Annotated in this window: 24 protein-coding genes and 1 other RNA gene; 9 read left to right on the top strand and 16 right to left on the bottom strand. The window is 69.6% G+C overall.

What is annotated here, in order from left to right; genetic code table 11:
- Positions 1 to 83: 83 nt before the first annotated feature.
- Positions 84 to 368, top strand: a complete 285-nt coding sequence (locus MFF58_RS02815) for a BQ00720 family protein (RefSeq protein ID WP_238285154.1) — start codon at positions 84 to 86, stop codon at positions 366 to 368.
- A 9-nt stretch (positions 369 to 377) separates the two neighbouring features.
- Here the strand turns inward: MFF58_RS02815 and MFF58_RS02820 are convergent, their stop codons facing one another.
- Positions 378 to 1,145 (bottom strand): alpha/beta hydrolase, encoded by a 768-nt coding sequence (locus MFF58_RS02820; RefSeq protein WP_238285155.1) that lies wholly within the window; start codon positions 1,143 to 1,145, stop codon positions 378 to 380.
- A 107-nt stretch (positions 1,146 to 1,252) separates the two neighbouring features.
- Between MFF58_RS02820 and MFF58_RS02825 the strand changes: the two genes are divergently transcribed.
- Positions 1,253 to 2,539, top strand: coding sequence for a glycosyltransferase (locus MFF58_RS02825; RefSeq protein WP_238285156.1), 1,287 nt, complete (start codon positions 1,253 to 1,255; stop codon positions 2,537 to 2,539).
- On the opposite strand, the gene MFF58_RS02830 is transcribed toward MFF58_RS02825, so the two are convergent.
- Together MFF58_RS02830 and MFF58_RS32450 are read right to left on the bottom strand one after the other, a co-directional pair.
- Positions 2,509 to 2,805, bottom strand: coding sequence for a carboxymuconolactone decarboxylase family protein (locus MFF58_RS02830; RefSeq protein WP_308445409.1), 297 nt, complete (start codon positions 2,803 to 2,805; stop codon positions 2,509 to 2,511). The two genes, MFF58_RS02825 and MFF58_RS02830, sit on opposite strands and share 31 nt — an antisense overlap.
- 377 nt (positions 2,806 to 3,182) lie before the next feature.
- Positions 3,183 to 3,431: a MerR family DNA-binding transcriptional regulator gene (locus MFF58_RS32450; RefSeq protein ID WP_308445410.1), complete on the bottom strand. Its 249-nt coding sequence runs from the start codon at positions 3,429 to 3,431 to the stop codon at positions 3,183 to 3,185.
- Between the two features lie 192 nt (positions 3,432 to 3,623).
- On the opposite strand from MFF58_RS32450, the gene infC reads away from it, so the two are divergent.
- Positions 3,624 to 4,145, top strand: a complete 522-nt coding sequence (gene infC / locus MFF58_RS02835) for a translation initiation factor IF-3 (protein ID WP_238285326.1) — start codon at positions 3,624 to 3,626, stop codon at positions 4,143 to 4,145.
- Between the two features lie 98 nt (positions 4,146 to 4,243).
- Positions 4,244 to 5,029 carry a HesA/MoeB/ThiF family protein gene (locus MFF58_RS02840; RefSeq protein WP_238285157.1) on the top strand — a complete coding sequence of 262 codons (786 nt, stop codon included), beginning with the start codon at positions 4,244 to 4,246 and terminating at the stop codon, positions 5,027 to 5,029.
- On the opposite strand, the gene MFF58_RS02845 is transcribed toward MFF58_RS02840, so the two are convergent.
- The 5 genes from MFF58_RS02845 to rpmI all read right to left on the bottom strand — a co-directional run bounded on the left by MFF58_RS02845 (position 5,018) and on the right by rpmI (position 10,295).
- Positions 5,018 to 5,899, bottom strand: coding sequence for a DUF1186 domain-containing protein (locus MFF58_RS02845; RefSeq protein WP_238285158.1), 882 nt, complete (start codon positions 5,897 to 5,899; stop codon positions 5,018 to 5,020). The genes MFF58_RS02840 and MFF58_RS02845 overlap by 12 nt on opposite strands.
- Before the next feature lie 10 nt (positions 5,900 to 5,909).
- Positions 5,910 to 8,330 (bottom strand): phenylalanine--tRNA ligase subunit beta, encoded by a 2,421-nt coding sequence (pheT, locus tag MFF58_RS02850; protein ID WP_238285160.1) that lies wholly within the window; start codon positions 8,328 to 8,330, stop codon positions 5,910 to 5,912.
- 92 nt (positions 8,331 to 8,422) lie between these two features.
- Entirely contained in the window at positions 8,423 to 9,505 is a 1,083-nt protein-coding gene (pheS, locus tag MFF58_RS02855) for a phenylalanine--tRNA ligase subunit alpha (RefSeq protein ID WP_238285161.1), read from the bottom strand.
- A 157-nt stretch (positions 9,506 to 9,662) separates the two neighbouring features.
- Positions 9,663 to 10,040 carry a 50S ribosomal protein L20 gene (gene rplT, locus MFF58_RS02860; RefSeq protein ID WP_043355811.1) on the bottom strand — a complete coding sequence of 126 codons (378 nt, stop codon included), beginning with the start codon at positions 10,038 to 10,040 and terminating at the stop codon, positions 9,663 to 9,665.
- A 51-nt stretch (positions 10,041 to 10,091) separates the two neighbouring features.
- Positions 10,092 to 10,295, bottom strand: a complete 204-nt coding sequence (gene rpmI, locus MFF58_RS02865; protein ID WP_007561407.1) for a 50S ribosomal protein L35 — start codon at positions 10,293 to 10,295, stop codon at positions 10,092 to 10,094.
- A gap of 421 nt (positions 10,296 to 10,716) precedes the next feature.
- On the opposite strand from rpmI, the gene MFF58_RS02870 reads away from it, so the two are divergent.
- The 3 genes from MFF58_RS02870 (at position 10,717) to dapE (ending at position 15,682) form a co-directional block, all read left to right on the top strand.
- On the top strand, positions 10,717 to 11,847 hold the full coding sequence (locus tag MFF58_RS02870; protein WP_238285164.1) for a glycosyltransferase family 4 protein: 1,131 nt from the start codon (positions 10,717 to 10,719) through the stop codon (positions 11,845 to 11,847).
- 178 nt (positions 11,848 to 12,025) lie between these two features.
- Complete coding sequence (locus MFF58_RS02875) at positions 12,026 to 14,371, top strand: amylo-alpha-1,6-glucosidase (protein ID WP_238285165.1); 2,346 nt, start codon at positions 12,026 to 12,028, stop codon at positions 14,369 to 14,371.
- A gap of 126 nt (positions 14,372 to 14,497) precedes the next feature.
- Positions 14,498 to 15,682, top strand: a complete 1,185-nt coding sequence (gene dapE / locus MFF58_RS02880; protein ID WP_238285327.1) for a succinyl-diaminopimelate desuccinylase — start codon at positions 14,498 to 14,500, stop codon at positions 15,680 to 15,682.
- Between the two features lie 386 nt (positions 15,683 to 16,068).
- Here the strand turns inward: dapE and truA are convergent, their stop codons facing one another.
- The 4 genes from truA to recR form a co-directional block, all read right to left on the bottom strand.
- Positions 16,069 to 16,842 (bottom strand): tRNA pseudouridine(38-40) synthase TruA, encoded by a 774-nt coding sequence (truA, locus tag MFF58_RS02885; protein ID WP_238285166.1) that lies wholly within the window; start codon positions 16,840 to 16,842, stop codon positions 16,069 to 16,071.
- Positions 16,842 to 17,771, bottom strand: a complete 930-nt coding sequence (gene fmt, locus MFF58_RS02890) for a methionyl-tRNA formyltransferase (protein WP_238285167.1) — start codon at positions 17,769 to 17,771, stop codon at positions 16,842 to 16,844. The genes truA and fmt overlap by 1 nt, the downstream gene beginning before the upstream one ends.
- A 7-nt stretch (positions 17,772 to 17,778) precedes the next feature.
- A complete protein-coding gene (def, locus tag MFF58_RS02895) occupies positions 17,779 to 18,294 on the bottom strand; it encodes a peptide deformylase (RefSeq protein ID WP_238285168.1) in 516 nt (171 codons plus the stop codon).
- A gap of 105 nt (positions 18,295 to 18,399) precedes the next feature.
- Positions 18,400 to 19,005: a recombination mediator RecR gene (recR, locus tag MFF58_RS02900; RefSeq protein WP_238285169.1), complete on the bottom strand. Its 606-nt coding sequence runs from the start codon at positions 19,003 to 19,005 to the stop codon at positions 18,400 to 18,402.
- A 413-nt stretch (positions 19,006 to 19,418) separates the two neighbouring features.
- Here recR and MFF58_RS02905 point away from each other — a divergent pair, with 413 nt between their 5' ends.
- Positions 19,419 to 21,038, top strand: a complete 1,620-nt coding sequence (locus MFF58_RS02905; RefSeq protein ID WP_238285171.1) for a phosphoenolpyruvate carboxykinase — start codon at positions 19,419 to 19,421, stop codon at positions 21,036 to 21,038.
- A 152-nt stretch (positions 21,039 to 21,190) separates the two neighbouring features.
- Here the strand turns inward: MFF58_RS02905 and MFF58_RS02910 are convergent, their stop codons facing one another.
- From MFF58_RS02910 to MFF58_RS02925, 4 genes are all read right to left on the bottom strand, one after another.
- On the bottom strand, positions 21,191 to 21,514 hold the full coding sequence (locus MFF58_RS02910; protein WP_238285172.1) for a YbaB/EbfC family nucleoid-associated protein: 324 nt from the start codon (positions 21,512 to 21,514) through the stop codon (positions 21,191 to 21,193).
- A gap of 82 nt (positions 21,515 to 21,596) precedes the next feature.
- Positions 21,597 to 23,462, bottom strand: a complete 1,866-nt coding sequence (locus MFF58_RS02915) for a DNA polymerase III subunit gamma/tau (protein ID WP_238285175.1) — start codon at positions 23,460 to 23,462, stop codon at positions 21,597 to 21,599.
- A 35-nt stretch (positions 23,463 to 23,497) separates the two neighbouring features.
- Positions 23,498 to 23,596, bottom strand: an RNA gene (gene ffs, locus MFF58_RS02920) — signal recognition particle sRNA small type.
- Between the two features lie 41 nt (positions 23,597 to 23,637).
- Positions 23,638 to 23,898 (bottom strand): PepSY domain-containing protein, encoded by a 261-nt coding sequence (locus tag MFF58_RS02925; protein ID WP_238285176.1) that lies wholly within the window; start codon positions 23,896 to 23,898, stop codon positions 23,638 to 23,640.
- Between the two features lie 144 nt (positions 23,899 to 24,042).
- Here MFF58_RS02925 and MFF58_RS02930 point away from each other — a divergent pair, with 144 nt between their 5' ends.
- On the top strand, positions 24,043 to 25,581 hold the full coding sequence (locus tag MFF58_RS02930; protein ID WP_238285179.1) for a YifB family Mg chelatase-like AAA ATPase: 1,539 nt from the start codon (positions 24,043 to 24,045) through the stop codon (positions 25,579 to 25,581).
- The last annotated feature ends 1 nt before the right edge of the window (position 25,582 follow it).

Consider the following 25,582-nt stretch of genomic DNA (forward strand, 5'->3'; position numbering starts at 1 on the left):
CCGCCGAGGATCCCCACATAGCGTTCAGGCCGCCGGTGCTTTCGAGATCGGCGGTGGACGCTCTGCCACCCAGGAGGGCTTAGATGACCGATCCGAACCCGTCGCCCCTGACCCCCGCCGATCTCGATCCGGCCGATTTCCAGCCGGCCGACCTGGCGGCTTTGGGTGAGGGCCACATCGCCTACGTCCGGCCGATCCGGTCCGACGAGGTGCGCCGCTTCTTCCCGCAGGCCCCGGAACTGTCGCCGGGCCTCGACCTGTTCGCCCTGCTGTCGGCCAGCGGCGCGCCGATCATGCTCGCGGATTCCCGCGATGTCGTGTTGGCGAACGCCGCCGCCCATGACCTGCAGCCGGTCAGCCTGCACTGATCCGGCAGGTCAGGCGATCTCCGCGACGGCGGCGACCAAGCGCGCGATATCCTGCGGCCTCGAGAGACGGTGGTCGCCATCGGCGATCAGCGTCAGCACCGTCCCCTCGGCCGGCAGATGGCCGAGGATCTTCAGGGCATGGGTGTGCGGCACGTCGCTGTCGCGCATGCCCTGAAGGACGTGGACCGGACCGCCCAGTTCGAGCATTCCGTCGAGCATGCGGTTCCGCCGACCATCCTCGATCAGAGCGAGGGTGATGGGGTCGGGTTCCGGCGCGTATGCGCTGGGTTTCTTGAGAACGCCGTCGCGCAGCATCATGGCACGGGCTGCGTCGCTCAACCGGTTCCAGATCAGATCCTCGGTGAAATCGAGTGCCGGTGCGATGAGCACGAGGCCGGCGGTCTTGCCACCCCGCGCGGCCCGCGCGCGGGCGGCGAGGCAGGCGATCCAGCCGCCCATCGAGGAGCCCACCAGGATGGGAGCCTCATCGACGTGGGCGCCCAGCACGGCCTCTGCGTCCTCAAGCCATGTCGAGATCGTGCAATCCGTGAAGGTCCCGCCCGAGGTGCCGTGGGCGGCGTAGTCGAAACGGACCAGCTTGCGCCCCGTCGCCGCCGCCCAGTCATCCAGGGCCGTGGCCTTGGTGGCCGTCATGTCCGAGCGGAAGCCGCCGAGCCAGACCACGGGCGGTCCCGAGCCGTCCCGCACTTGGACGGCAATGCGGCGAGCCGCGCCGCCCCTGCCGACATCCAGGAACTCGGGCCCTGTTTCGGTCATCGTCGTCTCCGATATCCGCGTTCACGCGTGGAAGAACTCCGTCCCTGATCGGGTCGGCTTCAGCGTCCGTTTACCGGACCGTAAAGCCCGGCGGCGATGTTGGAGCAATGGCAGCGAGCATTTGGCAGACACCGGCCGGGGGCATGCGCCTCCTCGCCGGCGGACAGCGGGCAAGCGACGTGACCCCGAGCCGGTCGGTTTTTCCCGTCGAGGTCGGAGCCCTGGCGGGCGCCCGGATCCTCCAGATCATCCCGGAACTCGAAGCCGGCGGCGCCGAGCGTACCACGGTCGACGTGGCCGGCGCCCTGGCGGCGGCCGGCGCGCGCGCGCTCGTGGCCACCGAGGGCGGCCGGCTCGTCGGCGAGCTGCAGGCGAAGGGCGGCCACTGGCTCCGCTTCCCAGCTGCGTCGAAGAACCCGGCACGCATGGCGGTGAACGTCCTGCGCCTGATGGCCCTGTGCCGCCGCGAGGGCGTCCAGATCATTCATGCCCGGTCGCGCGCACCGGCCTGGGTGGCCCTCGGCGCCGCGCGGCGTCTCGGGCTTCCGTTCGTGACGACGTATCACGGCAGCTATTCCGGTCGGACCGGCGTGAAGGTCCTGTACAACTCCGTCATGGCCCGCGGCGACGTGGTGATCGCGAACTCGCGCTACACCGCGGACCTGATCCACCAGCTCCATGCCGAGCAGGCGGGCGTTCGGGTCCGGGTCATCCATCGCGGCACCGATCTCGCCGTCTTCAATCCGGTCGCCGTCGGGGCGGCGCGGGTCGAAGCCCTCCGCCGGGCCTGGAACGTGGCGCCGCACGAGCGCGTGATCCTCCTCGCCGCCCGCCTGACCGCGTGGAAGGGACATCGCGTCCTCATCGAGGCCGCCGCGCGTATGCGCGATCAGGGCGTGGCGGACCTCGCCGTGGTGCTGGCGGGGGATCCCCAGGGCCGGACATCCTACGAGCGCGAGCTCGACGCGCTGATCGCCGCGCGCGGGCTCGGCAACATCGTACGCCGGGTCGGTCACTGCGCCGACATGCCGGCGGCCTTTCGGGCCGCCTCGGCGGTGGCGGTGCCGTCCGTGGAGCCGGAGGCGTTCGGGCGCTCGGCCGTGGAGGCCCAGGCCCTCGGTACACCGGTGGTCGTCTCCGATCTCGGCGCGGTGCCCGAGACGGTCCTGGCGCCCCCCGACGTGCCCGCCGGCCAGCGCACGGGCTGGCGTGTCCCGCCCGGCGACGCCGCCGCGCTGGCGACGGCACTCACCGAAGCCCTGTCGCTCGGCGCCAGTGCCCGGGATTCCCTCGCACGACGGGGGCGGGCGCATGTCGAGGCGCATTTCTCCCTCGAACGGATGGCCGAGGACACGCTTGCGGTCTACGCCGCCCTCCTCGGCCGCCATCCCTGAGCTGCCCCGGCTCGGGTCGCGTCATCCGTCGCGGCCTGCGGCGGGAAGCCTTTTGTAGGGGCTGACAGGCCGTAGAGGGCGGCTGGAAAGCCCGCATAGACGGCGGTCCGCATCAGGATCTCGACGATCTCGGCCTGCAAGACGCCGCCATTGAGACCGGTCGCTATGGGCGCCGTGAGCTGCGGCGCGGCATTGCCGAGCGCCGCCAGCGCCGCGATGGCGGCGACCTCCCGACTGCGCAGGCCGAGTCCGGGACGCGTGTCCATGTCGCCGGAGGGAAACTCAATCAGGTAGCGGGCGAAGTCCGGCGCGATGCCGGCCAGGGGGCGCGACCACCGCCCCGCTGGCCCGTCCGTCGATTTCAGGCAGAATTCGTCGCCCGCGTTCGAAGCGGCACTCGTTCGGGTCCTGTGCTTGCGCCATCGGTCTTCTTCTCCCCGACACCGGCCGTGGCGGCGACCTTCGAATCGAGAGAGGAGGCAGCCCTGGACATCGGCGATTCGCCGTCGCACCTGCCGACGGGGGCGTTCGCGCGGAGCGCGCCCTTCGGGTTCAGTCGACCGACCCTGCGCCCGCAAGCTCGCGGGTCGCAGCGTTTCGCTGATCGACATTCCCGTGACCATCAAACGGCCGAGGACCGCGATCAGGTGAGGATGGACGCTTCGGAGGCCCGCCGACCGGACACGTCCCGATCTGCGTAGGGAATCAGCCCGAGCCGCTCGTCGTAGCGCAGCGTGTGGTCCGGCACCCCGCAGCGCCTGGTGAGGGGTTCGATCTTCTTGGACCCTGTTCCCATGGCGAGGCCGGCACAGGTACTGCTTTGAGCGCACGCCAAGTCACGGCGTCGACAAGGCTTCCGGCGCCTCCAATCTTCGCATGGTGGCAGGCGCATTTCGACCGACGCGTCCGATTATTTCGGGCCCCGGTCCGGTTGGCCGTTGACTCTGGTCGCGCTTCCCCCAACGTTATATGTCCGGATGAGACCGGAGCGGCTGGTGGTCAGGCGATCCTCCCGGGGGTTGTCCAGTCCGCCGTTTCGTCGTTGCAGCAGGAGATCGAAGCCATTCGTAGACCGATGAGAGCCATGCCGGCCCCGCAGAAGGACGGGCCGCGCGCGAACCGCGACATTCGCGGAGTGCGGGAAGTGCAGCTGATCGATGATACCGGGCAGAACCGCGGTGTCGTCGCCTTCTTCGACGCGCTGAACCTTGCCGAGGAGGCCGGGCTTGATCTCGTGGAGATCGCTCCGAACTCCGTGCCCCCCGTCTGCAAGCTGCTCGATTACGGGCGCTTCCGCTTCAACGAGCAGAAGAAGCAGAACGAGGCCCGCAAGCGTCAGAAGACCGTCGAGGTCAAGGAGATCAAGCTCCGCCCCGGCATCGACAAGCACGACTACGATACCAAGATGAAGTCGGTGCACCGCTTCTTCGAGGAGGGCGACAAGGTCAAGGTGACTTTGCGCTTCCGCGGTCGTGAAATGGCTCACCAGGATATCGGTCTGCGCCTTCTGGAGCGCGTGAAGCACGAGACCGCCGAGATCGCCAAGGTCGAGAGCGAGCCGATGCTCGAAGGCCGGCAGATGATCATGATCCTCGCGCCGCGCTGATCGGCCGTCCTGCGAGACACGGCGCCGCCTCCTCACTGGGGCGGCGTTCTTGCGTGCGGGCGCTTCCGCGCGGCGCCGCGGACGGCTATGGGCAGCCCATGGCCCTCGCATCGGAAGAAGTCGAACGCTACGCCCGCCACCTCGTGCTGCCCGAGATCGGCGGTCCGGGCCAAGCCCGCCTCCGGGCCGCGCGGGTGCTCGTCATCGGGGCAGGGGGGCTCGGCGCGCCGCTGATCCAGTACATCGCTGCGGCCGGGATCGGCACGATCGGTATCGTCGACGACGACACGGTCTCGCTGTCGAATCTTCAGCGCCAGGTCATCCATGGAACGCCGGATCTCGGCCGTCTGAAAGTCGAGAGTGCCGCCGATGCGGTGGCGCATCTCAACCCGCACGTGCGGATCGTCTCCCACGTCGTGCGGATCGCTCCGGTCAACGCCGTCGACCTGATCGCCGGCTACGACGTGGTCGCCGATGGGTCCGACAACTTCGCCACGCGCTACGCCGTCTCCGACGCCTGCTACCAGGCCGGCCGGCCGCTCGTGACGGCGGCGCTCGGCCGGTTCGATGGGACGCTCACCACGATCCGCGCGCACGAATCCGGCCCGGACGGACGGCCGAATCCGACCTATCGCTGCCTGTTTCCGAACCCGCCGCCACCCGGCAGCGTGCCTGCCTGCGCCGAGGCGGGCGTTCTCGGCGCGCTGGCCGGCGTGATGGGCTCGCTGATGGCCATGGAGGTCATCCGGACCGTGGCTCCCTTCGGCGAGGCCCTGGTCGGACGCTTGCTGATGGTCGATGCCCGCGCGATGCGGTTCGAGACGCTGACATACGGCTGGGATCCGGAGAATCCCCTGAGCGGGTCCGGCGACTCAGCCCAATAGCGATCCCGGCGGCATCCACGGTCCCTCGGCTTCGACCTTGCCGAGGCAGCACTTCTTGAATTTCTTGCCCGAACCGCAGGGGCAGGGATCGTTGCGGCCGACGTCCTTGAGCGGATTGCGCTGCGGCTCGCCCGCGCCTTCGACGGTCCAGTCGAGGGCTTCGATCGGATCATCCAAGTAGCCGTACTGATAGGGGCCGAGGCGATCGCGATCGTTCGGCTTCGTCTCGGCCTTGCGCAACGCCTCCTTGAACCAGTCGGCATCGCTGATTTCGTCGGTGATGCGCCCATCGGCACGGGCCGCCGCGACGCGCGGGGCGAGGTCCCGGAAGCCGAGATGCGCGATCGTCTCTTCCCAGCCCGACCAGACCGGCGCCTCCTCGACGGCGGCCTGGGCGTCGTCGAAGCGGACCAGCAGGTCGTGCATCGCGCCCCGATCGATCCGGCCCTCCAGGGTCAGGAAGGTGCAGGCCGAGAGCAGCGCCATGCGGACGAAATCGTCCACGGTGCTGTCGAGGATCAGCCGGAAGAACGGTGCGGTATCCCCGTCGAACAGGCTCGCCAGGACCTTGGCCAGGGTCGCCGTGAGGGCGTCGCCCAGCACGGCGTCGAGACTCTCCTCATCCTGCCGCAACAGGCGCAGGAGCGGTGCCAGGGCGCGGGTGTCCCGCGCATGGGCCATGACGTGCAGGCCCCAGAAGAGGAGGTTGGTCTCCTCCGGCGTCAGCTCGCGCCCATCGGCTGCCGCCTCCAGCAGCGGGAGTGTCGCATCGGCGAGCGCCCCCGGATGCGTCAGGGCCTCGCGCAAGGCTGCGGTCGGCCGATGTTCGGCGGCCGCGAGATCCGCGATGAGCAGGGCGATCCGATCCACGCGGCTCTCCTCAGGTTCGAAGCGTCGCGCCGGTCCGCCGGGATACCTCGGCGACGATCTTCGCGCTCACCGCCTCGATCTCGGTATCGGTCAGGGTGCGCTCCACCGGCTGCAATCGCACCGCGACAGCCACCGATTTCGAGCCCTCCGGCACGCCCGGCCCCTCGTAGACGTCGAAGACGTCGACGCCCGTGACGAGCTTGCGCTCCGCCCCTTGTGCGGCCTTCACGATATCGCCGGCCGGAACATCCCGCCCGACCACGAAGGCGAAGTCGCGGGACAGGGGTTGGAACTCGGAGAGCACGAGCGCCGGCTTGGCCTTCGTCGTCTTGTTCTTGGGCAGGGGAAGGGCATCCAGCACGATCTCGAAGGCGACCAGGGTCCCCTTGAGATCGAGCGCCTGAAGGGTCCGCGGATGCACCTCGCCGAACCAGCCGATCGCCGTCTTGGGGCCGAAGCGCAGGGTGCCCGAGCGGCCCGGATGGAGCCAGGACGGCCCGCCTGCCGTCACCTGCAGGCCGCCGGTCGGCACGCCGAGGCTGCCCAGCAGCGCGAGGGCGTCGGCCTTGGCGTCGAACGCGTCCACGGTCTCGACGCCGCCGTCCCAGTGCCGCCCGGCGCCGGACAGGGTGGCGCTGCCGCGGCGGACCGCCGCCGCGCGGATGGTTTGGCCCTCAGGCTCGTCGGATCCGAAGCACTGGCCGACCTCGAAGAGGGCCGCGTCCGGGTAGCCGCGGTCGGCGTTGCGTTGCGCCGCGCGCAGGAGGCCCGGCAGGAGGCTGGGGCGCATGTCCGACAGTTCCGAGGCGATCGGGTTCGCCAGGACGAGGTCGTCACCGCCGCCGCCGAACAGCGCGGCATCCGCGTGCGGAACGAAGGACCACGTGACGGCCTCCATCAGGCCGCGGCTCGCCAGGGCGCGCTTGGCGATACGGGTGCGCTTCTGCATCACGGTGAGGAGCGGACGGCCGATCCCGGCGAGCCGGGGCAGGGGCTTGGCCTCGATCCGATCCAGACCGGCGATGCGCACCACCTCCTCGACGAGGTCAGCCTTGCCCTCGACGTCGGGCCGCCAAGAGGGCGTGAGCACCTGAGCCCGGTCGCCGGTGCCGGAGACATGAAAACCCAGCGCTTCGAGGATCGCCGTCATCTCGACGCGCGGCACGTCGATGCCGGCGAGACGGCTGACCTCGGTCCACGGAAACTCGATGCGGCGTCCGGATTCCGGCGGCTCGCCGGCGATCTGCGCCTCGGTCGGCGTGCCGCCGCACAGGTCCACCACCAGTCGCGTCGCGAGGTCGAGACCCGGACGCGTGAAGGCCGGATCGACACCCCGCTCGAAACGGTAGCGCGCATCGGTGATGATGCCGAGGCGACGGCCCGACTGGGCGATGTTGGCCGGGTCCCAGATCGCCGATTCGATCAGCACGTCCGTCGTGCCGGCATCGCAGCCGGAGGCCTGGCCGCCCATGATGCCGGCGATGGATTCGACGCCGTTCTTGTCGGCGATCACCACCGTGTCGTCGGTGAGCGTGTGGGTCCGGCCGTCGAGGGCGAGCAGGGTCTCGCCGGACTGCGCGCGCCGCACCGTGATGTTCCCCGACACCTTGGCGGCATCGAAGACGTGCAGCGGCCGTCCGCGATCGAAGGTCACGTAATTGGTGATGTCGACCAGCGCATTGATCGGGCGCAGGCCGATCGCCCGCAGCCGGGCCTGCATCCAGGCCGGCGACGGGCCGTTCTTGACTCCGCGGACGAGCCGCAGGGCGAACACCGGGGCGAGGTGCCGGTCGGCGGACGCGAAGGCCAGCTCGACCTCGACCGGGCAGGGGCCTTCGCCGCGCACGCCCGGCAGCGTCTCGCGCTTCAGGGTGCCGATCCCGGCCGCGGCGAGGTCGCGGGCGATGCCATGGACCGAGGTGCAATCCGGCCGGTTCGGCGTCAGGTTGATCTCGATGACCGGATCGTCGAGCCCCGCATACAGCGCGTAGCCCTGGCCGATCGGCGCGTCGGTCGGGAGCTCCATGATGCCGTCATGGTCGTCCCCGAGGCCGAGTTCCGCGCCTGAGCACAGCATGCCGCGGCTCTCGACGCCGCGGATCATGCCCACCGAGAGGGTGATGGCCTTTCCGGGCACGTAGGTGCCGGGCGGTGCGAAGACCGAGACGAGGTCGGCCCGGGCGTTCGGCGCACCGCAGACCACCTGAACCGGCGCGCCCGCGCCGGTATCCACCGTGCACACCCGCAGCCGGTCGGCGTTCGGGTGCTGCTCGGCGGTCAGGATCCGGGCGATCACGTAGGGCTTGAGCGCGGCGGCCTTGTCCTCGACGCCCTCCACCTCGAGGCCGATCCGCGTCAGCGCGTCGGCGATGGTGTCGAGGGTGGCCTCGGTCTCGAGGTGATCCTTGAGCCAGGAGAGGGTGAATTTCATGATGGACCTTCGAGAGCCTGAGGTCGGCTCGACCGTCGGAGGAACAGGATCACGGGGCCTTCGCCGGAGCCGGACGGCCGCGGCGGAGGCGCTCAGCCGGTGAGGCCGCCCACGAGGCTCGGCACGTCGAGCGGCCGGAAGCCGTAATGATCGAGCCAGCGGACATCCGCCTCGAAGAACGGCCGCAGGTCCGGCATGCCGTATTTCAGCATGGCGATCCGGTCGATGCCGACGCCGAAGGCGAAGCCCTGCACGACGTCCGGGTCGAGCCCGCAATTGCGGAGCACGTTCGGGTGCACCATCCCGCATCCGAGGATCTCCAACCAGTCGTCGCCCTCGCCGAAGCGGATCTCGCCGCCCTTGCGCGAGCACTGGATGTCGACCTCTGCCGACGGCTCGGTGAAGGGGAAGAAGGACGGGCGGAAGCGCATCTTCACGCCCTCCACCTCGAAGAACGCCTTGCAGAACTCCTCCAGCACCCATTTCAGGTTGGCGATGTTGGCCGCCGTGTCGATCACCAGCCCCTCGACCTGATGGAACATCGGCGTGTGGGTCTGGTCGGAATCGTGCCGGTAGGTCCGGCCCGGGATGATCACCCGAATCGGCGGGGTCTGCGCCCGCATGGTGCGGATCTGCACCGGCGAGGTGTGGGTGCGCAGCACCTTGCGCTTCCCGTCCCGGTCCGGCGCCAGGAAGAAGGTGTCGTGCATCTCGCGGGCCGGGTGCCCGGGCGGGAAGTTGAGGGCGGTGAAGTTCAACTCGTCCGTCTCGATGTCCGGACCTTCGGCCACCGAGAAACCCATATCGGCGAAGATCGCGGTGATCTCATCGATGACTTGGGAGATCGGGTGGATCCGGCCGCGCACCTCCGGCGCCTCGCGGACCGGCAGGGTCACGTCGACCCGCTCGGAGGCGAGGCGGGCCTCCAGAGCGGCCTCGGCGAGTTCGGCCTTGCGCGCGGTGACGGCGCCCTGGACCCGGTCCCGCAGGCCGTTGATCAGGGGCCCGCGCTCCTTGCGCTCCCCGGGGGTCATGGCGCCCAGGGTCTTCAGGAGCTCCGAGACGCTGCCCTTCTTGCCGAGCGCGGCGACGCGGACCGCGTCGAGGGCCGCCTCGTCCGAGGCCGCCGAGATCTCGGCCAGGAGATCGCGTTCGAGGGAATCGAGATCGGTCATCGCTGTCTTCGAGCAGGGTTGGCGGAGTCGGCCGTCGGGCCGTGCTCTCGCGCGTTGTGCGCCCGGGTGCAAGCGCGGGGCGTGGGACCTCGAGAACGACGAAGGCGCGGCTCCCCGGGGGAACCGCGCCTTCCGTACGTCTCGCCTCAGGCCTGGATCAGGCCGCCTTGGCGGTGGTCTGCGGCAGCGCGGCCTTCGCCTTCTCGACGACGGCGGCGAAGCTTGCCGGCTCGTGGATCGCCAGCTCCGACAGCGCCTTGCGGTCGACGACGATGCCGGACTTGGCCAGACCGTCGATGAAGCGCGAGTAGGTCAGGCCGTGCTCGCGGACCGCCGCGTTGAGGCGCTGGATCCAGAGGGCGCGGAACGTGCGCTTCTTGTTCTTGCGATCGCGGTAGGCATACTGCATGCCCTTTTCGACCGCCTGCTTGGCGATCCGGATCGTATTCTTGCGCCGGCCGTAATAGCCCTTGGCGGCCTTCAGGACTTTTTTGTGCTTCGCGTGACTGGTCACGCCGCGCTTGACGCGGGCCATCGGTTATCTCCTGGATTCGACGAAAGACAGTGGCAACGGGTGTAGAAGGACTTACCGCGCGTTCGGCAGGAAGTACTTCTTCACGTTGGCGGCATCGCCCTCGAACAGGGTCGTGGTGCCGCGCAGGTTGCGGATCTGCTTGGTCGTCCGCTTGATCATCCCGTGGCGCTTGCCGGCCTGGGCGTACATCACCTTGCCGGTGCCGGTGATCTTGAAGCGCTTCTTCGCGCCCGATTTCGTCTTCAACTTGGGCATTTGGCTCTCCGTTGCGCGAAGATTCCCCGGGCCGACCCGCGAGGATCGGATGAGGTTCGCGCGTTTATGCTTCTGGTGGAGCAGCACGAGCCGCCACGGCAGCCCTAATCAGCCGGGCGGTTCGACGCGGGGCGGCTTATGACAGAAAGGCGGCGCCGCGGCAACGCCCGCGCGAACGGGCCGCCGGAGCGGTCTGCCGTGGAGGCGCGCGCCACCCTCTTCTCCGCGAGCAAAAGGTCGAGAACGCCCGGATAGCCTCGCTGATTCGGGGGAATTCGGGGACAGCGCGCGCACTGCACAAAACGGGGAGCGACAGCTGGGGCGCCAGGAACCATAACCTTGGCCGTCCGTTTCATTCATGTCCCGCTCAGGCCGGCAGGGTTAGACCCCCCGTCAAATTCGGCCAACCAGGAGACACTTCGTGCGCATTGCCCAGATCGCTCCGTTGTCGGAGGCCGTCCCTCCGAAGTTCTACGGCGGCACCGAGCGCGTCGTCAGCTGGATTACCGAGGAACTGGTCCGCCAGGGCCACGAAGTCACGCTGTTCGCAAGCGGCGACTCGAAGACCTCATCGAAGCTCGCATCCTGCACGCCCGAGGGCCTGCGCCTTCTGGGATACCGGGATCACACCGCCAGCCACTTGGCGATGCTGCATCAGGTGCACCGGCGCGCGCACGAGTTCGACATCCTGCACTTCCACATCGATCTGCTGCAGTATCCGATGTTCGAGGATCTGAACCACAAGTGCATCACCACGATGCACGGCCGCCTCGACGTGCCGGACTTCATGCCGGTCTACCGCACCTTCACGGGCATGCCCCTGGTGTCGATCTCCGACAACCAGCGCCTGCCCATGCCGCCGACCTCGAACTGGCTGGCGACGATCCATCACGGCCTGCCGGCCGAGAACTGCCCGTACTACCCGGACGCGAAGGGCGGCTACCTCGCCTTCCTCGGCCGGATCTCCCCCGAGAAGCGTCCCGATCGCGCCATCGAGATGGCGATCCGCTCGGGGACGCCGCTCAAGATCGCCGCCAAGGTCGACAAGGCCGACCAGGATTATTGGGATGAGGTCATCGAGCCGATGATCCATCACCCGCTGATCGAGTATATCGGCGAGATCAACGAGGAGCAGAAGAAGGAATTCCTCGGCAACGCTCTGGCGCTCGCCTTCCCGATCGACTGGCCCGAGCCTTTCGGCCTCGTCATGATCGAAGCGATGTCCGCCGGCACGCCGGTGATTGCCTTCCGCAACGGCTCCGTGCCGGAGGTCATCAAGGACGGCGTCGGCGGCGTGCTCTGCGAGACCATGGACGACGCCGTCGCGGCGGTCGCCCAGGTCAAGGCCATGAGCCGCGCCGGTGTCCGCGGCCACTTCGAGAGCCAGTTTACCGCCGAGTGCATGGTCAAGAAGTACGTCGCCGCCTACGAGGATCTGCTGGCCCGCGGGGCCGACGTGATCAAGCTGCCGAAATCCGGCTTCAAGCCGCAATTCGGTGAGCTGAACGGCTCCGCGCGTCCCGCGATCCCCGTCGCAGCGATGCCGGCCTGATCGGCCGGTCGGGGCCCCGCAGCGCAAGGAATCCCGGCATCGGGCTTGCGAGGCAGGGCCGCCCCGGCCTAGCGTCTTAAAGGCGACTCATCCGTAGAGTGAACAAGGGCCGCCGCATCCGAGGTGATGCGGCGGCCCTCTCGATTCGCACCCTCACACGTACCCGGAGATGCCCTGTATGGCGGCGGAGAACTCGGCAGCGGCCCACCCAGCGACGGCCCGCACTCTGGCGAGTGCCGGAAACGCGGCGCTCGGCTTCCAGGATGCCGACGACGTGCTTCCGCCCTACCATATCGAAGCGCAGACCTCCCTCGTGGAGCGACCCCTGCGCTCGCTGAAGTTCGGCGAGGCCTTCGGGGTCCTGGATTCCTACGGCGATATCGGGGTCCAGCCCGGACCGGAGGGGCTCTACTTCCAAGACACGCGCTATCTCTCGCGCCTGGAGCTGACCGTCGAAGGCCAGCGTCCGCTGATGCTGTCCTCGGTCATGCAGGACGACAACGGCGCCCTCAGCGTTGACATGACGACGCCCGACATCCGTCTCGAGGCCCATGACGAGACCTCGATCCCCCGCGAGACGATCGCGATCGAGCGCACGAAGTTTCTGTTCCGCGGAACCTGCTACGACCGGATCGGCTTGCGCTCCTTCGATTCGAAGCATCGCCGCGTTCGCATCGCCGTGACCTTCGACGCCGATTTCCGCGACCTGTTCGAGGTGCGCGGCACCGAGCGCAAGGAGCGCGGCAAGCGCGGCGTCCTAGTCGCGAGCGACCGCGAGGTACAGTTCCGGTACGTCGGGCTCGACGAGATCGTGCGCTCCACGGCGCTGCATTTCGGCCCGAAGCCCGACCTGATCGAGCCGGGCCGGGTCGCCTTCGACGTGTCGCTGCCCCCGGGGGGACGGACGTCGCTGTTCATCCGCGTCGCGTTCGAGGCGCACCGCGCCTTCACCAAGCCGCCGACCGACACGATGGTCGGCGAGGACGCCGCCGCGAAGCTGACGCTGGCCGCCAATGTCGGCGGTGCCCGGCGTGAGGCAAAGGATCTCGGCGAGGGGACGATCTTCGCCCGCGCCTACCGCGATGCCCGCCGCGACCTGCGCGCCCTGACGGCCGGGATCACCACCATCATCTCGTCGAACGACCAGTTCAACGAGGGCCTGTGCCGGGCCACGGCCGACCTCTACATGCTGGCGAGCCGGACCCCCGAGGGCATCTACCCGTTCGCCGGCATTCCCTGGTACTCCACGGTCTTCGGCCGCGACGGCATCATCACGGCGATGATGGCGCTCTGGATCGATCCGAAATTCGCCCGCGGCGTGCTGCGCTACCTCGCCTCAACCCAGGCCAAGGCGGTCGATCCGGCGGCCGACGCCCAGCCCGGCAAGGTCCTGCACGAGACCCGCCGCGGCGAGATGGCGATGCTCGGGGAAGTTCCGTTCCGGCACTATTACGGCACGATCGACGGCACGCCTCTCTTCGTGATGCTCGCCTGGGAGTACTACGCGGTCACTGGCGACTTGGAGACCATCCGGGCGATCTGGCCGGCGCTGGAACTCGCCCTCGAATGGATGGACCGCTACGGCGACCGCGACGGCGACGGCTTCGTCGAGTATGCCCGTGACACCGACAAGGGCCTGGAGAATCAGGGCTGGAAGGACAGCCACGATTCGATCTTCCACGCCGACGGCCACCTCGCCAAGGGGCCGATCGCGCTGTGCGAGGTACAGGGCTACGTCTACGCCGCCAAGCACGGCATGGCGAAGCTCGCCGCGCTCCTCGGCCACGACCCGCTGGCCGAGCGCCTGACCCAGGCGGCCACCGACCTGCGGGAGCGATTCGACGCGGCGTTCTGGAACGAGGAGATCGGCACCTACGCGCTCGCCCTCGACGGATCCAAGAAGCAGTGCGCGGTGCGGTCGTCCAATGCCGGCCACGCGCTCTTCACCGGCATCGCCAAGCCGGAGCGCGCGGCGCGTGTCGCCGAGACGCTGCTGTGCAAGGACGGGTTCAACGGCTGGGGCGTGCGCACGATCGCCAAGGGCGAGGCACGCTACAACCCGATGTCCTACCACAACGGCTCGATCTGGCCGCACGACAACGCGCTGATCGCGATGGGCCTCGCGCGCTACGACCGCAAGCACGAGGCCGCCCGCATCTTCCAGGGGATGTTCGACACCTCGCTCTACCAGGACCAGAAGCGCCTGCCGGAGCTGTTCTGCGGCTTCATGCGCCGCAAGCAGCGCGGGCCGGTCTCCTACCCGGTGGCCTGCAGCCCGCAGGCTTGGGCGGCGGCAGCGCCGTTCGCATTCCTGGCCGCCTGTCTCGGCGTCGAACTCGATCATGCGCGGAACAGGGTCCGTCTCAAGAACCCGATCCTACCGAACTTCCTCGACGGCGTGACGCTCTACAACGTGAGACTCGGCAGCTCGCACCTGGATATCCGGTTCCAGCGCTACGACGACGACGTCACCGTCTCGGTCCAGCGCCGCCACGGTGACGTGCAGGTGGTGGTCACCAAGTAGGGGACTCCAGAGCTCCCCCGTCCGGGCCGCCTCGGGGCAGGCGGCCCGCGCGGCGTGTCGGGCCGCCAAGGCCGGAACGCCAAGGGCGGGCTCGTGACGGACGGGTTCTCCAAGGACGACGGGTTCATGCCGGCTGACAACGACGCTTCCCACGCCGCACTGCGTCTGGCGCAAGACCTGATCCGCTGCCGGTCCGTGACCCCGGAGGATCGTGGCGCCCTCGACGTGGTCGCCGACGCGCTCCGGAACGCCGGGTTCGCCATCGAGCGCCCGGTCTTCTCCGAGGCCGGCTATCCCGATACGCCGAACCTGTTCGCGCGCATCGGGCAGGGCGGCCCCTGCCTCGTCTTCGCCGGTCATACCGACGTCGTGCCGGAGGGTGACGGTGCTTGGCGGCACGGGCCATACGACGGCGCGGTGGACGAGGGCATGCTGTACGGCCGCGGTGCCGCCGACATGAAGGGCGGCATCGCCTGCATGCTGGCGGCGACGCGGGCCTTCCTGACGCGGCGCGGCGCCGGGTTCACCGGTTCCATCGCGTTCCTGATCACCGGCGACGAGGAGGGGCCGGCGGTCAACGGCACCGTGAAGCTCCTCGCCTGGGCCCGCGCCCGGGGCGAGCGCTTCGACCATTGCCTTCTCGGCGAGCCCACCAACCCGGGTCGGCTCGGCGAGATGATCAAGATCGGTCGGCGGGGCTCGCTCACCGGCAAGCTCACGGTTCTCGGCCGCCAGGGCCATGTCGCCTATCCTCACAAGGCGGAGAACCCGATCCCGGGCCTGCTGCGCCTCGCGTCGGCGCTCGCGGCCGAGCCGCTGGACGGCGGCACCACGCATTTCGATGCCTCGAATCTCGAATTCACGACGATCGACGTGGGCAATCCGGCCACCAACGTGATCCCGGCGACGGCGCGGGCGACGTTCAACGTGCGGTTCAACGATGACTGGACCGCGGAGAGCCTCGGCGCCGAGATCCGACGGCGCCTGGAGCAGGCGGCCGGGAACGCGGTGCGCTTTGCCCTCGACCTTCATCCCTCGAACGCTCCGGCCTTCCTGACGCGACCGGATGACTTCGTGACGCTGGTGTCCGACGCCATCCGGACCGAAACGGGCCTGACCCCCACGCTCTCGACCACGGGCGGCACGTCGGATGCCCGTTTCATCAAGGATGCCTGTCCGGTGATCGAGTTCGGCCTCGTGGGGGAGACCATGCACCAGGTCGACGAGTGCGTGGCGGTCGCCGATCTCGAGCGGCTGACCGCGATCTACGAGCGGGTGCTGGAGGCGTACTTCAGCGCGGCCCGCGCCTGAGCCACGCGAAGTCGAATCCGTCGATGGCCCGGAAGCAAATGCGGATCCCGACGACGTGGCTGCCGGCCCGGGCACCGATCGGATCCCAGATCCAGGCCGAGCGATTCAATCTCCTGCATCGACGGGTCCCGGCAGACACGCGTGCCGCGGCGCTCAGGAATGTCGCCGGGTCGGGGTTGGCGAAGTCTAGATTGGCCAAGCCGTGGAGCGTGACGACGAGGGCCGACGGAAGGCGGTCGAGAGATACCTCACGATGCCGGGGCGATGCGTTTTCGCCGTGGCGGGAGCCACGATGAGGAGAACCGGCGACGCCGCCGCCCCCGCGTAGTGAGCAGCCCGCCCGTGCGTTCCCCGTCGCTCGAATCTCAGATCGCAAATCCGGCTTCTCAGACCTGAGAGTGGTCCAGATCCGGGTAATCCACCTTGACGAAAGTCAGGCCCGCAGCGGGCGCCAGGGGGCCGCACCGGCGTTTCTCGCCGGAGGCCAGAATGTCGGCCACTTCGTCCGCAGAGAGACGCCCGCACCCGGCGAGCATCAGCGTCCCGACCATCGCGCGCACCTGATGATGCAGGAAGGAGCGTGCGGAGGTCGCAACGACGATCTCGTCGTGCAGCGCCATCGGGGACCGGCGGACGTCGAGCTGCTCCAGCGTGCGCACCGGGCTGTTGGCCTGGCATTCGGCCGCCCTGAAGGCCGAGAAATCATGGCGACCCACGAGGCGCTGGGCCGCGACATGCATGAGATCGGCGTCCAGCGGCCAGGGCACGTGCCAGACATGGGCCCGCGTTAGCGCGGCCGGGCTGCGCCGGTTGAGGATGCGGTAGCGGTAGTGCCGCCGGATCGCCGAGTGGCGGGCATCGAAGGCTGCCGGCACGATCTCGGCCGACAGGACCGCCACCGGTTGCGGACGGAGATGGGCGTTCAGCGCGTCCCGCACCGTGTCGGTCCGCCATTCCTTGATCAGGTCGAGATGGGCCACCTGATGGACGGCGTGAACGCCGGCATCGGTCCGGCCCGCGCAGGTGAGCCTGGCTTCCTCCCCGGAAAATCGCGTCACCGCCGCCTCGATCGCCCCCTGGACCGTGGGCTCGTCGGCCTGCCGTTGCCAGCCACAGAACGGGCCGCCGTCGTATTCGATGACGAGCTTGTAGCGGGGCATCAGCCGAGGCGGGTGCCGGGCGTCAGGCGGGCGCCGCGGACGAAGTCGGATCCCGCCGCGCTGCCGCCCTTGCCGGCCCGCCTGAGCTCGATCAGCCGCACGGCGCCGTCGCCGCACGCCACCGTGCCGTCGGAATCGAGGAGCGTCCCGGCGACGCCCCCTCCGTCGGCGCGCGCGGCCCGCAGGACCTTCACCCGCTCCGGGCCCTTGCCGAGATCGACCTCGAAGAAGGCCCCCGGGAATGGCGACAACCCGTTGATCCGGTTGGCGACCTCGTGCGCCGGCCGCGACCAGTCGATCCGCGCCTCGTCGTTGGTGATCTTGCGCGCGTAGACCACGCCCTCTTCGGGCTGCCGCGTGAACGCCAGGCGGTCCTGACCCAAACGGACGATGGCCTGCGCCATCAGGTCGGCGCCCACGGGCATCAGCGCGTCGTGCAACTCACCGGCCGTCATGCCGGGTGCGATCGGGATCCGGGCCTCGAGGGCCACGGGACCGGTGTCGAGCCCGGCTTCCATCCGCATCACGCCGACCCCGCTCTCGGCATCGCCCGCCATCACGGCGCGCTGGATCGGCGCGGCGCCCCGCCAGCGCGGCAGCAGGGAACCGTGCAGGTTCAGGCAACCGTGCGCCGGCGCGTCGAGGATCGCTTGCGGCAGCAGCATCCCGTAGGCCACGACCACGGCGACCTCCGCGCGGTGACCCGCGAAGGTCTCGGCCGCCTCCGGTGTGCGCAGCGTCGACGGCGTCAGAACGGACACGCCGAGCGTCTCGGCCAGGGCCTGGACCGGGGAGGGGCGCAGGCTCATCCCGCGGCCGGCCTTCGCGGGCGCGCGGGTATAGACCGCGGCGATGTCGTGACCGTCCTGTGCCAGCCGGGCGAGGGTCGGCACCGCGAAGTCCGGCGTGCCCATGAAGATGACGCGCATGGCCGCCTCAGGCCGCGTCGCGCTTGGCCGCCTTGGCGAACTTCTTGATCACCCGGTCGCGCTTCAGCTTCGACAGGTGGTCGATGAACAGCACGCCGTTGAGGTGATCGATCTCGTGCTGGATGCAGGTCGAGAGCAGGCCACCGGCCTCGATCTCCTGCTCGTTGCCGTCGATGTCGCGGAACCGTACGCGGACCCGGTCCGGCCGCTCGACCTCGCCGTAATATTCAGGGATCGACAGGCAGCCCTCGTCGTAGACCCGCATCTCCTCCGAGGACCAGATGATCTCGGGATTGATGAACACCTTCGCGTCGCGGACGCCTTCCTCCTTCGACGTGTCGATCGTGACGACGCGCTTGGCCACGCCGATCTGGATCGCCGCCAGTCCCACGCCGGGGGCGTCGTACATCGTCTCGAACATGTCGGCGACGAGGGTGCGGATCTCCGCGGTGATCGGGCCGACCGGGTCGGAGGCCCGGCGCAGAACGGGATCGGGGAGGATGACGAGCGGGCGGATGGTCATGGCGGCAACCGGCAGGGACAGCGCCGGGACGTCTCCGGGCTGGACGTCGAATAGGATGCGGCCGGGAACCGGTCAAATGATCCCCGGGCTGCCGCGGAAGTCCGGTCAGAAGGCGGTGCGGCTGCGGATGGCGGCGGTCAGGGTCCCCTCATCGAGATAATCGAGCTCGCCGCCCACCGGCACGCCGTGGGCGAGGCGCGTGACCTTCACGTCGCAGTGCCGGATCGACTCGGTGACGTAATGGGCCGTCGTCTGCCCGTCGACGGTGGCGTTGAGGGCCAGGATCACCTCGGTGACCTCGGGTCGAGCCACGCGATCCACGAGGGTCGCGAGGTTGAGATGCTCCGGCCGCACCCCGTCCAGCGCCGAGAGCACGCCGCCGAGCACGTGGTAGCGCGCCTTCACGGCCCCCGAGCGTTCGAGCGCCCAGAGATCCGACACGTCCTCGACCACCACGAGGGTCGTGGGATCGCGCTCGGCGTCCCTGCAGATGGTGCAGGGGTCCGAGGTGTCGACGTTCCCGCAGCCGGTGCACACGATGATGCGGTCGGCGGCGACCCGCATCGCGTCGGCCAGAGGCCCGAGCAGGGTGTCGCGTTTCTTGATGAGCTGGAGGGCGGCGCGGCGCGCCGAGCGCGGCCCGAGCCCCGGCATGCGGGCGAGGAGCTGGATCAGGCGTTCGATCTCGGGGCCGGCAACGGCTTGGGGCATCGTGCCTCTTGGTGCCTCTGGGCGAGGGAAGAGCGGGCGTCCGTCAGGGGCATAGACGTCGCCGCCTGGCATGCAAGGGTGCATGAGCGCCCACCCCGCATCTGGGTATTCCAGAGGCGAACTGCTCGTCCGCGCACGTACGCGAACGGGTGCGACTGCTTACAGACGGGGGTTCCTGCGTCCACAACTGTGGTCTAGCCTGTTCGTACACATTGCGGGCCTCGGACGAAGCCCATAATGACAGCGAAGCTTCGCCGCCTACTCAGCTGAGGGGATCGAAGCTGCCGGGGAACGGAGATCCTGCGCGCGGCGGACCTGTACGACCGCGCGGACGTCCCCTGGTCCTTTCCGGACGGCATTGCCGTTCGGTGTAGTCGCGTCGACGGTCGAACAGGGGCCCGGAGGATACGATCTTGACCAACATCGGTGATCACAACGCGGCCCACGGGGCCGAGGCCGCGGGCTTCCGCGACCTCAAGGCCGTCCACTGGAATTTCGAGGCGCCGCGGCTCTACGAGGAGGCGCTCGCCCGCAAGGAGGCGCAGCTCGCCCGCGGCGGCGCCCTCGTGGCGACCACCGGCAGCCATACCGGCCGCTCGCCCAAGGACAAGTTCGTCGTGCGCGACGCCGCCACGGAATCCGAGGTCTGGTGGGACAACAACGGCGCGATCACGCCCGAACAGTTCGAGACCCTGCGGCAGGACTTCCTGAAGCACGCCGAGGGCCGGGAGCTGTTCGCCCAGGACCTCTACGGCGGCGCCGATCCGGCCTACCGCGTCAAGGCCCGGGTTTTCAGCGAGTTCGCGTGGCACTCGCTGTTTATCCGCAACCTTCTGATACGGCCGGACCGCTCCGAGATCGCGTCCTACGTGCCGGACATGACGATCATCGACCTGCCGAGCTTCCAGGCGGACCCGGCCCGCCACGGCTGCCGCTCCAAGACCGTGATCGCCATCGACTTCGCGAAGAAGCTCGTGCTGATCGGCGGCTCGGCCTACGCGGGCGAGATGAAGAAGTCGGTCTTCACCTACCTCAACTACATCCTGCCCGGTCAGGGTGTGATGCCGATGCACTGCTCGGCCAACGCCGCGCTCGACGCCGACGGCGGCTCGGCGATCTTCTTCGGCCTCTCGGGCACCGGCAAGACGACGCTGTCGAACGACTCGTCCCGCCAGCTCCTGGGCGACGACGAGCACGGCTGGTCGAATGCAGGCATCTTCAACTTCGAGGGCGGCTGCTACGCCAAGACGATTCGCCTCTCGCGGAACGCGGAGCCGGAGATCTACGCCACCACCGAGCGCTTCGGCACGGTGATGGAGAACGTGATCATCGATCCGGTCACCCGGGTGCCGGACTTTGACGACGCCTCCCTTACCGAGAACACCCGCTGCGCCTACCCGCTCGACTTCATCGCCAACGCCAGCGCCACCGGCCGGGCCGGGCATCCGAAGAACATCGTGATGCTGACCTGCGACGCCTTCGGGGTGATGCCGCCGATCGCCAAGCTCACCGGCGCCGAGGCGATGTACCACTTCCTCAGCGGCTACACCGCCAAGGTCGCCGGCACCGAGCGCGGCCTGACCGGGCCTGAGGCGACCTTCTCCACCTGCTTCGGCGCGCCGTTCATGCCGCGGCACCCGAGCACCTACGGCAACCTGCTCCGCGACCTGATCGCCAAGCACAGCGTCGATTGCTGGCTGGTCAACACCGGCTGGACCGGCGGCGGGGTCGGCAGCGGTCGGCGCATGCCGATCCGCGTGACCCGGCGCCTGCTGGGCGCCGCCCTCGACGGTTCGCTGGCGCAGGCCGAGTTCCGCCGCGACCCGTATTTCGGCTTCGCTGTGCCGGTCTCGGTGCCGGGCGTCGAGCCCCACATCCTCACGCCGGTGAAGACCTGGGGCAACAAGGGGGCCTTCGTGGAGACGGCCGCCCGCCTCGTGAAGATGTTCGACAACAACTTCAAGCGGTTCGAGGCCCATGTCGACGCCGACGTGCGCGCCGCCGGGCCGACCGCGCAGGCGATCGCCGCCTGATCGACCGGTGCGGGCGGCCGGAGCGGCCGCCCGACCTCGACTGGCGAGCACATCCCAGCGGCGTTCCCAGCCGCGCTTCGTCACGGCGCCCCGAAGCGGAGCGGTCACCTTAGGACAAGGGCCGCGGGCGGAACGAGACGGTCAGTGCGCCCCTAGAACGGCAGCTTCATGCCCGGCGGCAGCGGCAGGCCCTTGGTCAGCTCGGCCATGCGCTCCTGCATGGTCGCCTCGGCCTTGCCGCGGGCGTCGTTGCAGGCTGCCACGATCAGGTCCTCAAGGATCTCGCGCTCGTCAGCGACCATCAGGGACGGATCGATCGTAATCCCTTTCATCTGGCCCTTGGCCGACATGGTCACCCGCACCGAGCCGCCGCCGGAGGCGCCGGAGACCTCGATCGCGTCCATCTCAGTCTGCAGGTTGGCCATCTTCTCCTGCATGGCCTGAGCCTGCTTCATGATGCCCATCAGGTCGCGCATGCAGCTGTCTTCCCGTTGTTTCGTCGCGTCCTGATCTGGGGACCGCGCCGCCGTTCCGCCACGCAGCGCCCGGCGAAAATCTCTAGACGTCGTCGTCCGCGGCGTCGTCGACCCGTGCGGCATCGCCTTCGCCGAGAGTCTCTTCATCGGCCGGGGGCGCAGCGTCGGCCGCCATCTCGCGTACGTCCACGATCTCCGCGCCGGGGAATCGCGTCAGCACCTCGCGCACGAACGGGTCGGCGGCCGCGTTCTCGCGGCGGGTCTCGGTGGCGGCGCGGGCGGCCGCGTCCAGGGTCGGCGCGCCCTCTTCCTTCGAGAGCGCGACTGCCCAGCGCCGCCCGGTCCAGCGCTCGATGGCGGCGGCGATGTCGGTGGCGAGGCTCGGCCGTCCGCCGGGGGCGAGCCGGATCTCGAGCCGCCCTTCCTCGAAGCGTACGAGGTGCACGTCGCGCTCCAGCGCGGTCCGGAGCAGGATGTCGCGGTTGGCGTCCGCGAGGGCGATCAGGTCCTCGAACCGGCCGAGCCGCGGGCTCGGCGGCGCGACGGCGGCCGGCCGCGGGGCCGGCGCGCTCATCGCGGTCGGAGCGGTGACCGGGACCGGCTCCGGGGGCAGGGTCCGCGGCGCCGCGGCGAGAGCCGCCGAGCCACCGCCCCGCAGGTCGGGAATCGGTGGCAGGGGCGGGCGGGCCGTCGGCTCAGGTGGATCCCCCGCCGGTGCCGCGGCCGCCTCGGCCTTGAGCTGGCGCAGCGCCTCGTCGGGCGTGGGCAGGTCGGCCGCGTAGGCGAGGCGCACGATTGCCATCTCGGCCGCCGCCAGCGGCCGGGGCGCGGCCTGCACCTCAGGGATCGCTTTGAGCAGGATCTGCCACGCGCGCGAGAGGGCGCGGATGGACAGCTTCTCCGCGAACTGACCGCCGCGAACGCGCTCGGTCTCGCTGAGCGTCGGGTCGGCTGCCGTCTCGGGCACCGCCTTGAGCCGCGTCACCAGATGCGTGAAGGCGGCGAGGTCGGACAGCACCACCGACGGGTCGGCACCGGAATCGTACTGCGCCCGCAGTTCCGCGAAGGCGGCGGGCACGGACCCGCGCATGACCGCCTCGAACAGGTCGAGGATCCGGGCGCGATCGGCGAGGCCGAGCATGTCGCGCACGCTCTGCGCGGTGACGGACCCGGCGCCGTGGGCGATTCCCTGGTCCAGGAGCGAGAGGGCGTCGCGCACGGATCCCTCGGCGGCGCGCACGATGGCGCCCAGCGCCTCGTCCTCGGCCGCGACGCCCTCGGCGGCGCAGACCTTGGCGAGGTGAGCGTGCAGGGTCGGAGCCTCGACGCGCCGCAGATCGAACCGCTGGCAGCGGGACAGGATCGTCACCGGAACCTTGCGGATCTCCGTGGTGGCGAACACGAACTTGGCGTGCGGCGGCGGCTCCTCCAGCGTCTTCAGGAAGGCGTTGAACGCCTTCTCGGAGAGCATGTGGACCTCGTCGACGATGTAGACCTTGTAGCGCGCCGAAACCGGTCCGTAGCGGATGCCGTCGATGATCGCCCGGACGTCGTCGATGCCGGTATGGGAGGCGGCGTCCATCTCCAGCACGTCCATGTGCCGGGATTCCATGATCGCCGCGCAATGGAGGCCGAGTTCCGGCATCGACACGGTCGGTCCGGTATCGGGCTGGCCGGCCCGGGCATAGTTGAGGCCGCGGGCGAGGATGCGCGCCGTGGTGGTCTTGCCGACCCCGCGAACGCCCGTAAGCATCCAGGCCTGGGGAATGCGGTTGGCCGCGAACCCGTTGGCAAGGGTACGCACCATCGCGTCCTGGCCGATCAGGTCGCCGAAATTGGTGGGCCGGTACTTGCGCGCGAGAACCCGGTAGGGCGTGGCCGCGACGGGCGGCGCTGGAAACCCGGGCAGGCCCGGCTCGTCGTCAGGCGTGCCGGTCGAAGCGTCCATGCCGGGTCGGGATCGGGCTGCCGCACGCGGGAATGAGGTGGGAGGCTGGACGAAGACCCGCTCGGTCTCGTTAGGGCTGCTTCCTTCCGGACCTGACCCGGTTGGCGAGTGAAACGTCCCTCGCCAACCCCCCGCCGGCTATATGGCCGGGGCTCGCCCCGAACGCAAGCGTCGCCTACTCGGCCTCGCGCTTCACGATGGCCAGGCTCTTCGGATCGAGCTTCAGGTCGAACTGCTTGCCATTGGCGTCGACGGCGTCGTCGACCTCGATCATGCCGTCGTCGAGCTCGATCTCCTTCCACTTGGTGAAGCCCTCCTGCTTGAGCATGGCTTCAACCTTGGCCTGCTGATCGGGCGGGAGCTTCTGATCGGCGTGGGCGGCGGCGGTGAAGCCGGCCACCAGGGCCAGGGCGAGGAGGGGCTGGGCGAGGCGCATGGCGGTCTCCGTTCCGTTGCGTGGTGCCGGCTGTGAACAGGAATGCGGGATCGGGGTTCCATCCCGACGCCGATCCCCTTGAGCGCCCTGCGATTCTCCCCCAAACCTATGCCGTGCGGCCCCCGCGGCGAGGATTGTTCACCTATGGTCACTCGCGTCGCCACCGTGGCCTTCGAGGGCATCGAGGCGCGGGCGGTCGACGTACAGATCCAGATCATCCCGGGATCGGTGGTCTTCAACATCGTCGGCCTGCCCGACAAGGCGGTGGGCGAGTCCCGCGAGCGGATACGCGGCGCCCTGATCGCCTCCGGCCTGGCGCTGCCGGCCAAGCGCATCACCGTCAACCTCGCCCCGGCCGACCTGCCGAAGGAGGGGTCGCATTACGACCTCCCGATCGCCCTCGGCGTCATGGCGGCGATCGGCGCGATTCCGGCCGACGCCCTCGCCGGCTACTGCGTGCTGGGCGAACTCGCCCTCGACGGCAGCATCACGGCGGTGAACGGCGTGCTGCCGGCTGCCATCGCGGCGGGCGGCCGGGGTCTCGGTCTGATCTGTCCGGCCGCCACCGGGCCGGAGGCGGCCTGGGCCGGGGGCGACCTCGACGTCCTCGCCCCCCGGTCGCTGATCCAGCTCGCCAATCACTTCAAGGGCAGCCAGGTCATGGCCCGGCCAGAGCCCGCCGTCGCGGGCGTTTCGGGGCCGCTGCCGGACCTCGCCGACATCAAGGGCCAGGAGGGCGCCAAGCGGGCACTGGAGATTGCCGCGGCCGGCAGCCACAACCTGCTGATGAACGGGCCGCCCGGCTCGGGCAAATCGATGCTGGCTGCGAGGCTGCCCTCGATCCTGCCGCCGCTCGGCCCCCGCGAACTGCTCGATATCTCCATGATCCAGTCGGTGACGGGCGAGCTCAAGGGGGGCGCCCTCTCGAATCGCCGGCCCTTCCGGCAACCGCATCATTCCGCCTCGATGGCCGCCCTCGTAGGCGGCGGCCTGGGAGCCCGACCGGGGGAGGTTTCCCTCGCCCATGGCGGCGTACTGTTCCTGGACGAGCTGCCCGAATTCACGCCCCAGGTGCTCGACGGCCTGCGCCAGCCGATGGAGACCGGCACGGTGATGATCGCCCGGGCGAATCACAGGGTGACCTACCCGGCCCGCTTCCAGCTCGTCGCCGCCATGAACCCGTGTCGCTGCGGCCAGGGGCTGGAGCCGGGCTACGCCTGCCGGCGCGGGCCGAACGAGCGCTGCATGGCGCAGTATCAGGCGCGGATCTCCGGTCCGCTCCTGGACCGGATCGACCTGCGCATCGAGGTTCCGGCGGTGATGGCGGCCGACCTGATCCTACCGCCGCCCACGGAAGGCTCGCGCGAGGCGGCCGGTCGGGTTGCCACGGCCCGCACGCTCCAGACGACGCGCTATGCGGGGCGGGGCCTGCCGGCAGCCACCACCAACGCCACCTGCCCGCCGAACCTGATCGAGGACGTCGCGTCTCCCGATGCGGACGGAACGTCGCTGCTTCGCCAGGCGGCCGAGACCATGCGGCTCTCCGCCCGCGGCTTCCGCCGCACGCTCCGCGTGGCCCGGACGCTGGCCGACCTCGACGGGGAGCCGCAGGTGCGGCGGATGCACGTCGCCGAAGCCCTGTCCTATCGGGGCCGCGTTGACGGCACGGCGGCGGCCGCTTGAG

This window comes from Methylobacterium longum (genome assembly GCF_022179385.1).
Classification (GTDB): Bacteria; Pseudomonadota; Alphaproteobacteria; order Rhizobiales; family Beijerinckiaceae; genus Methylobacterium; species Methylobacterium longum.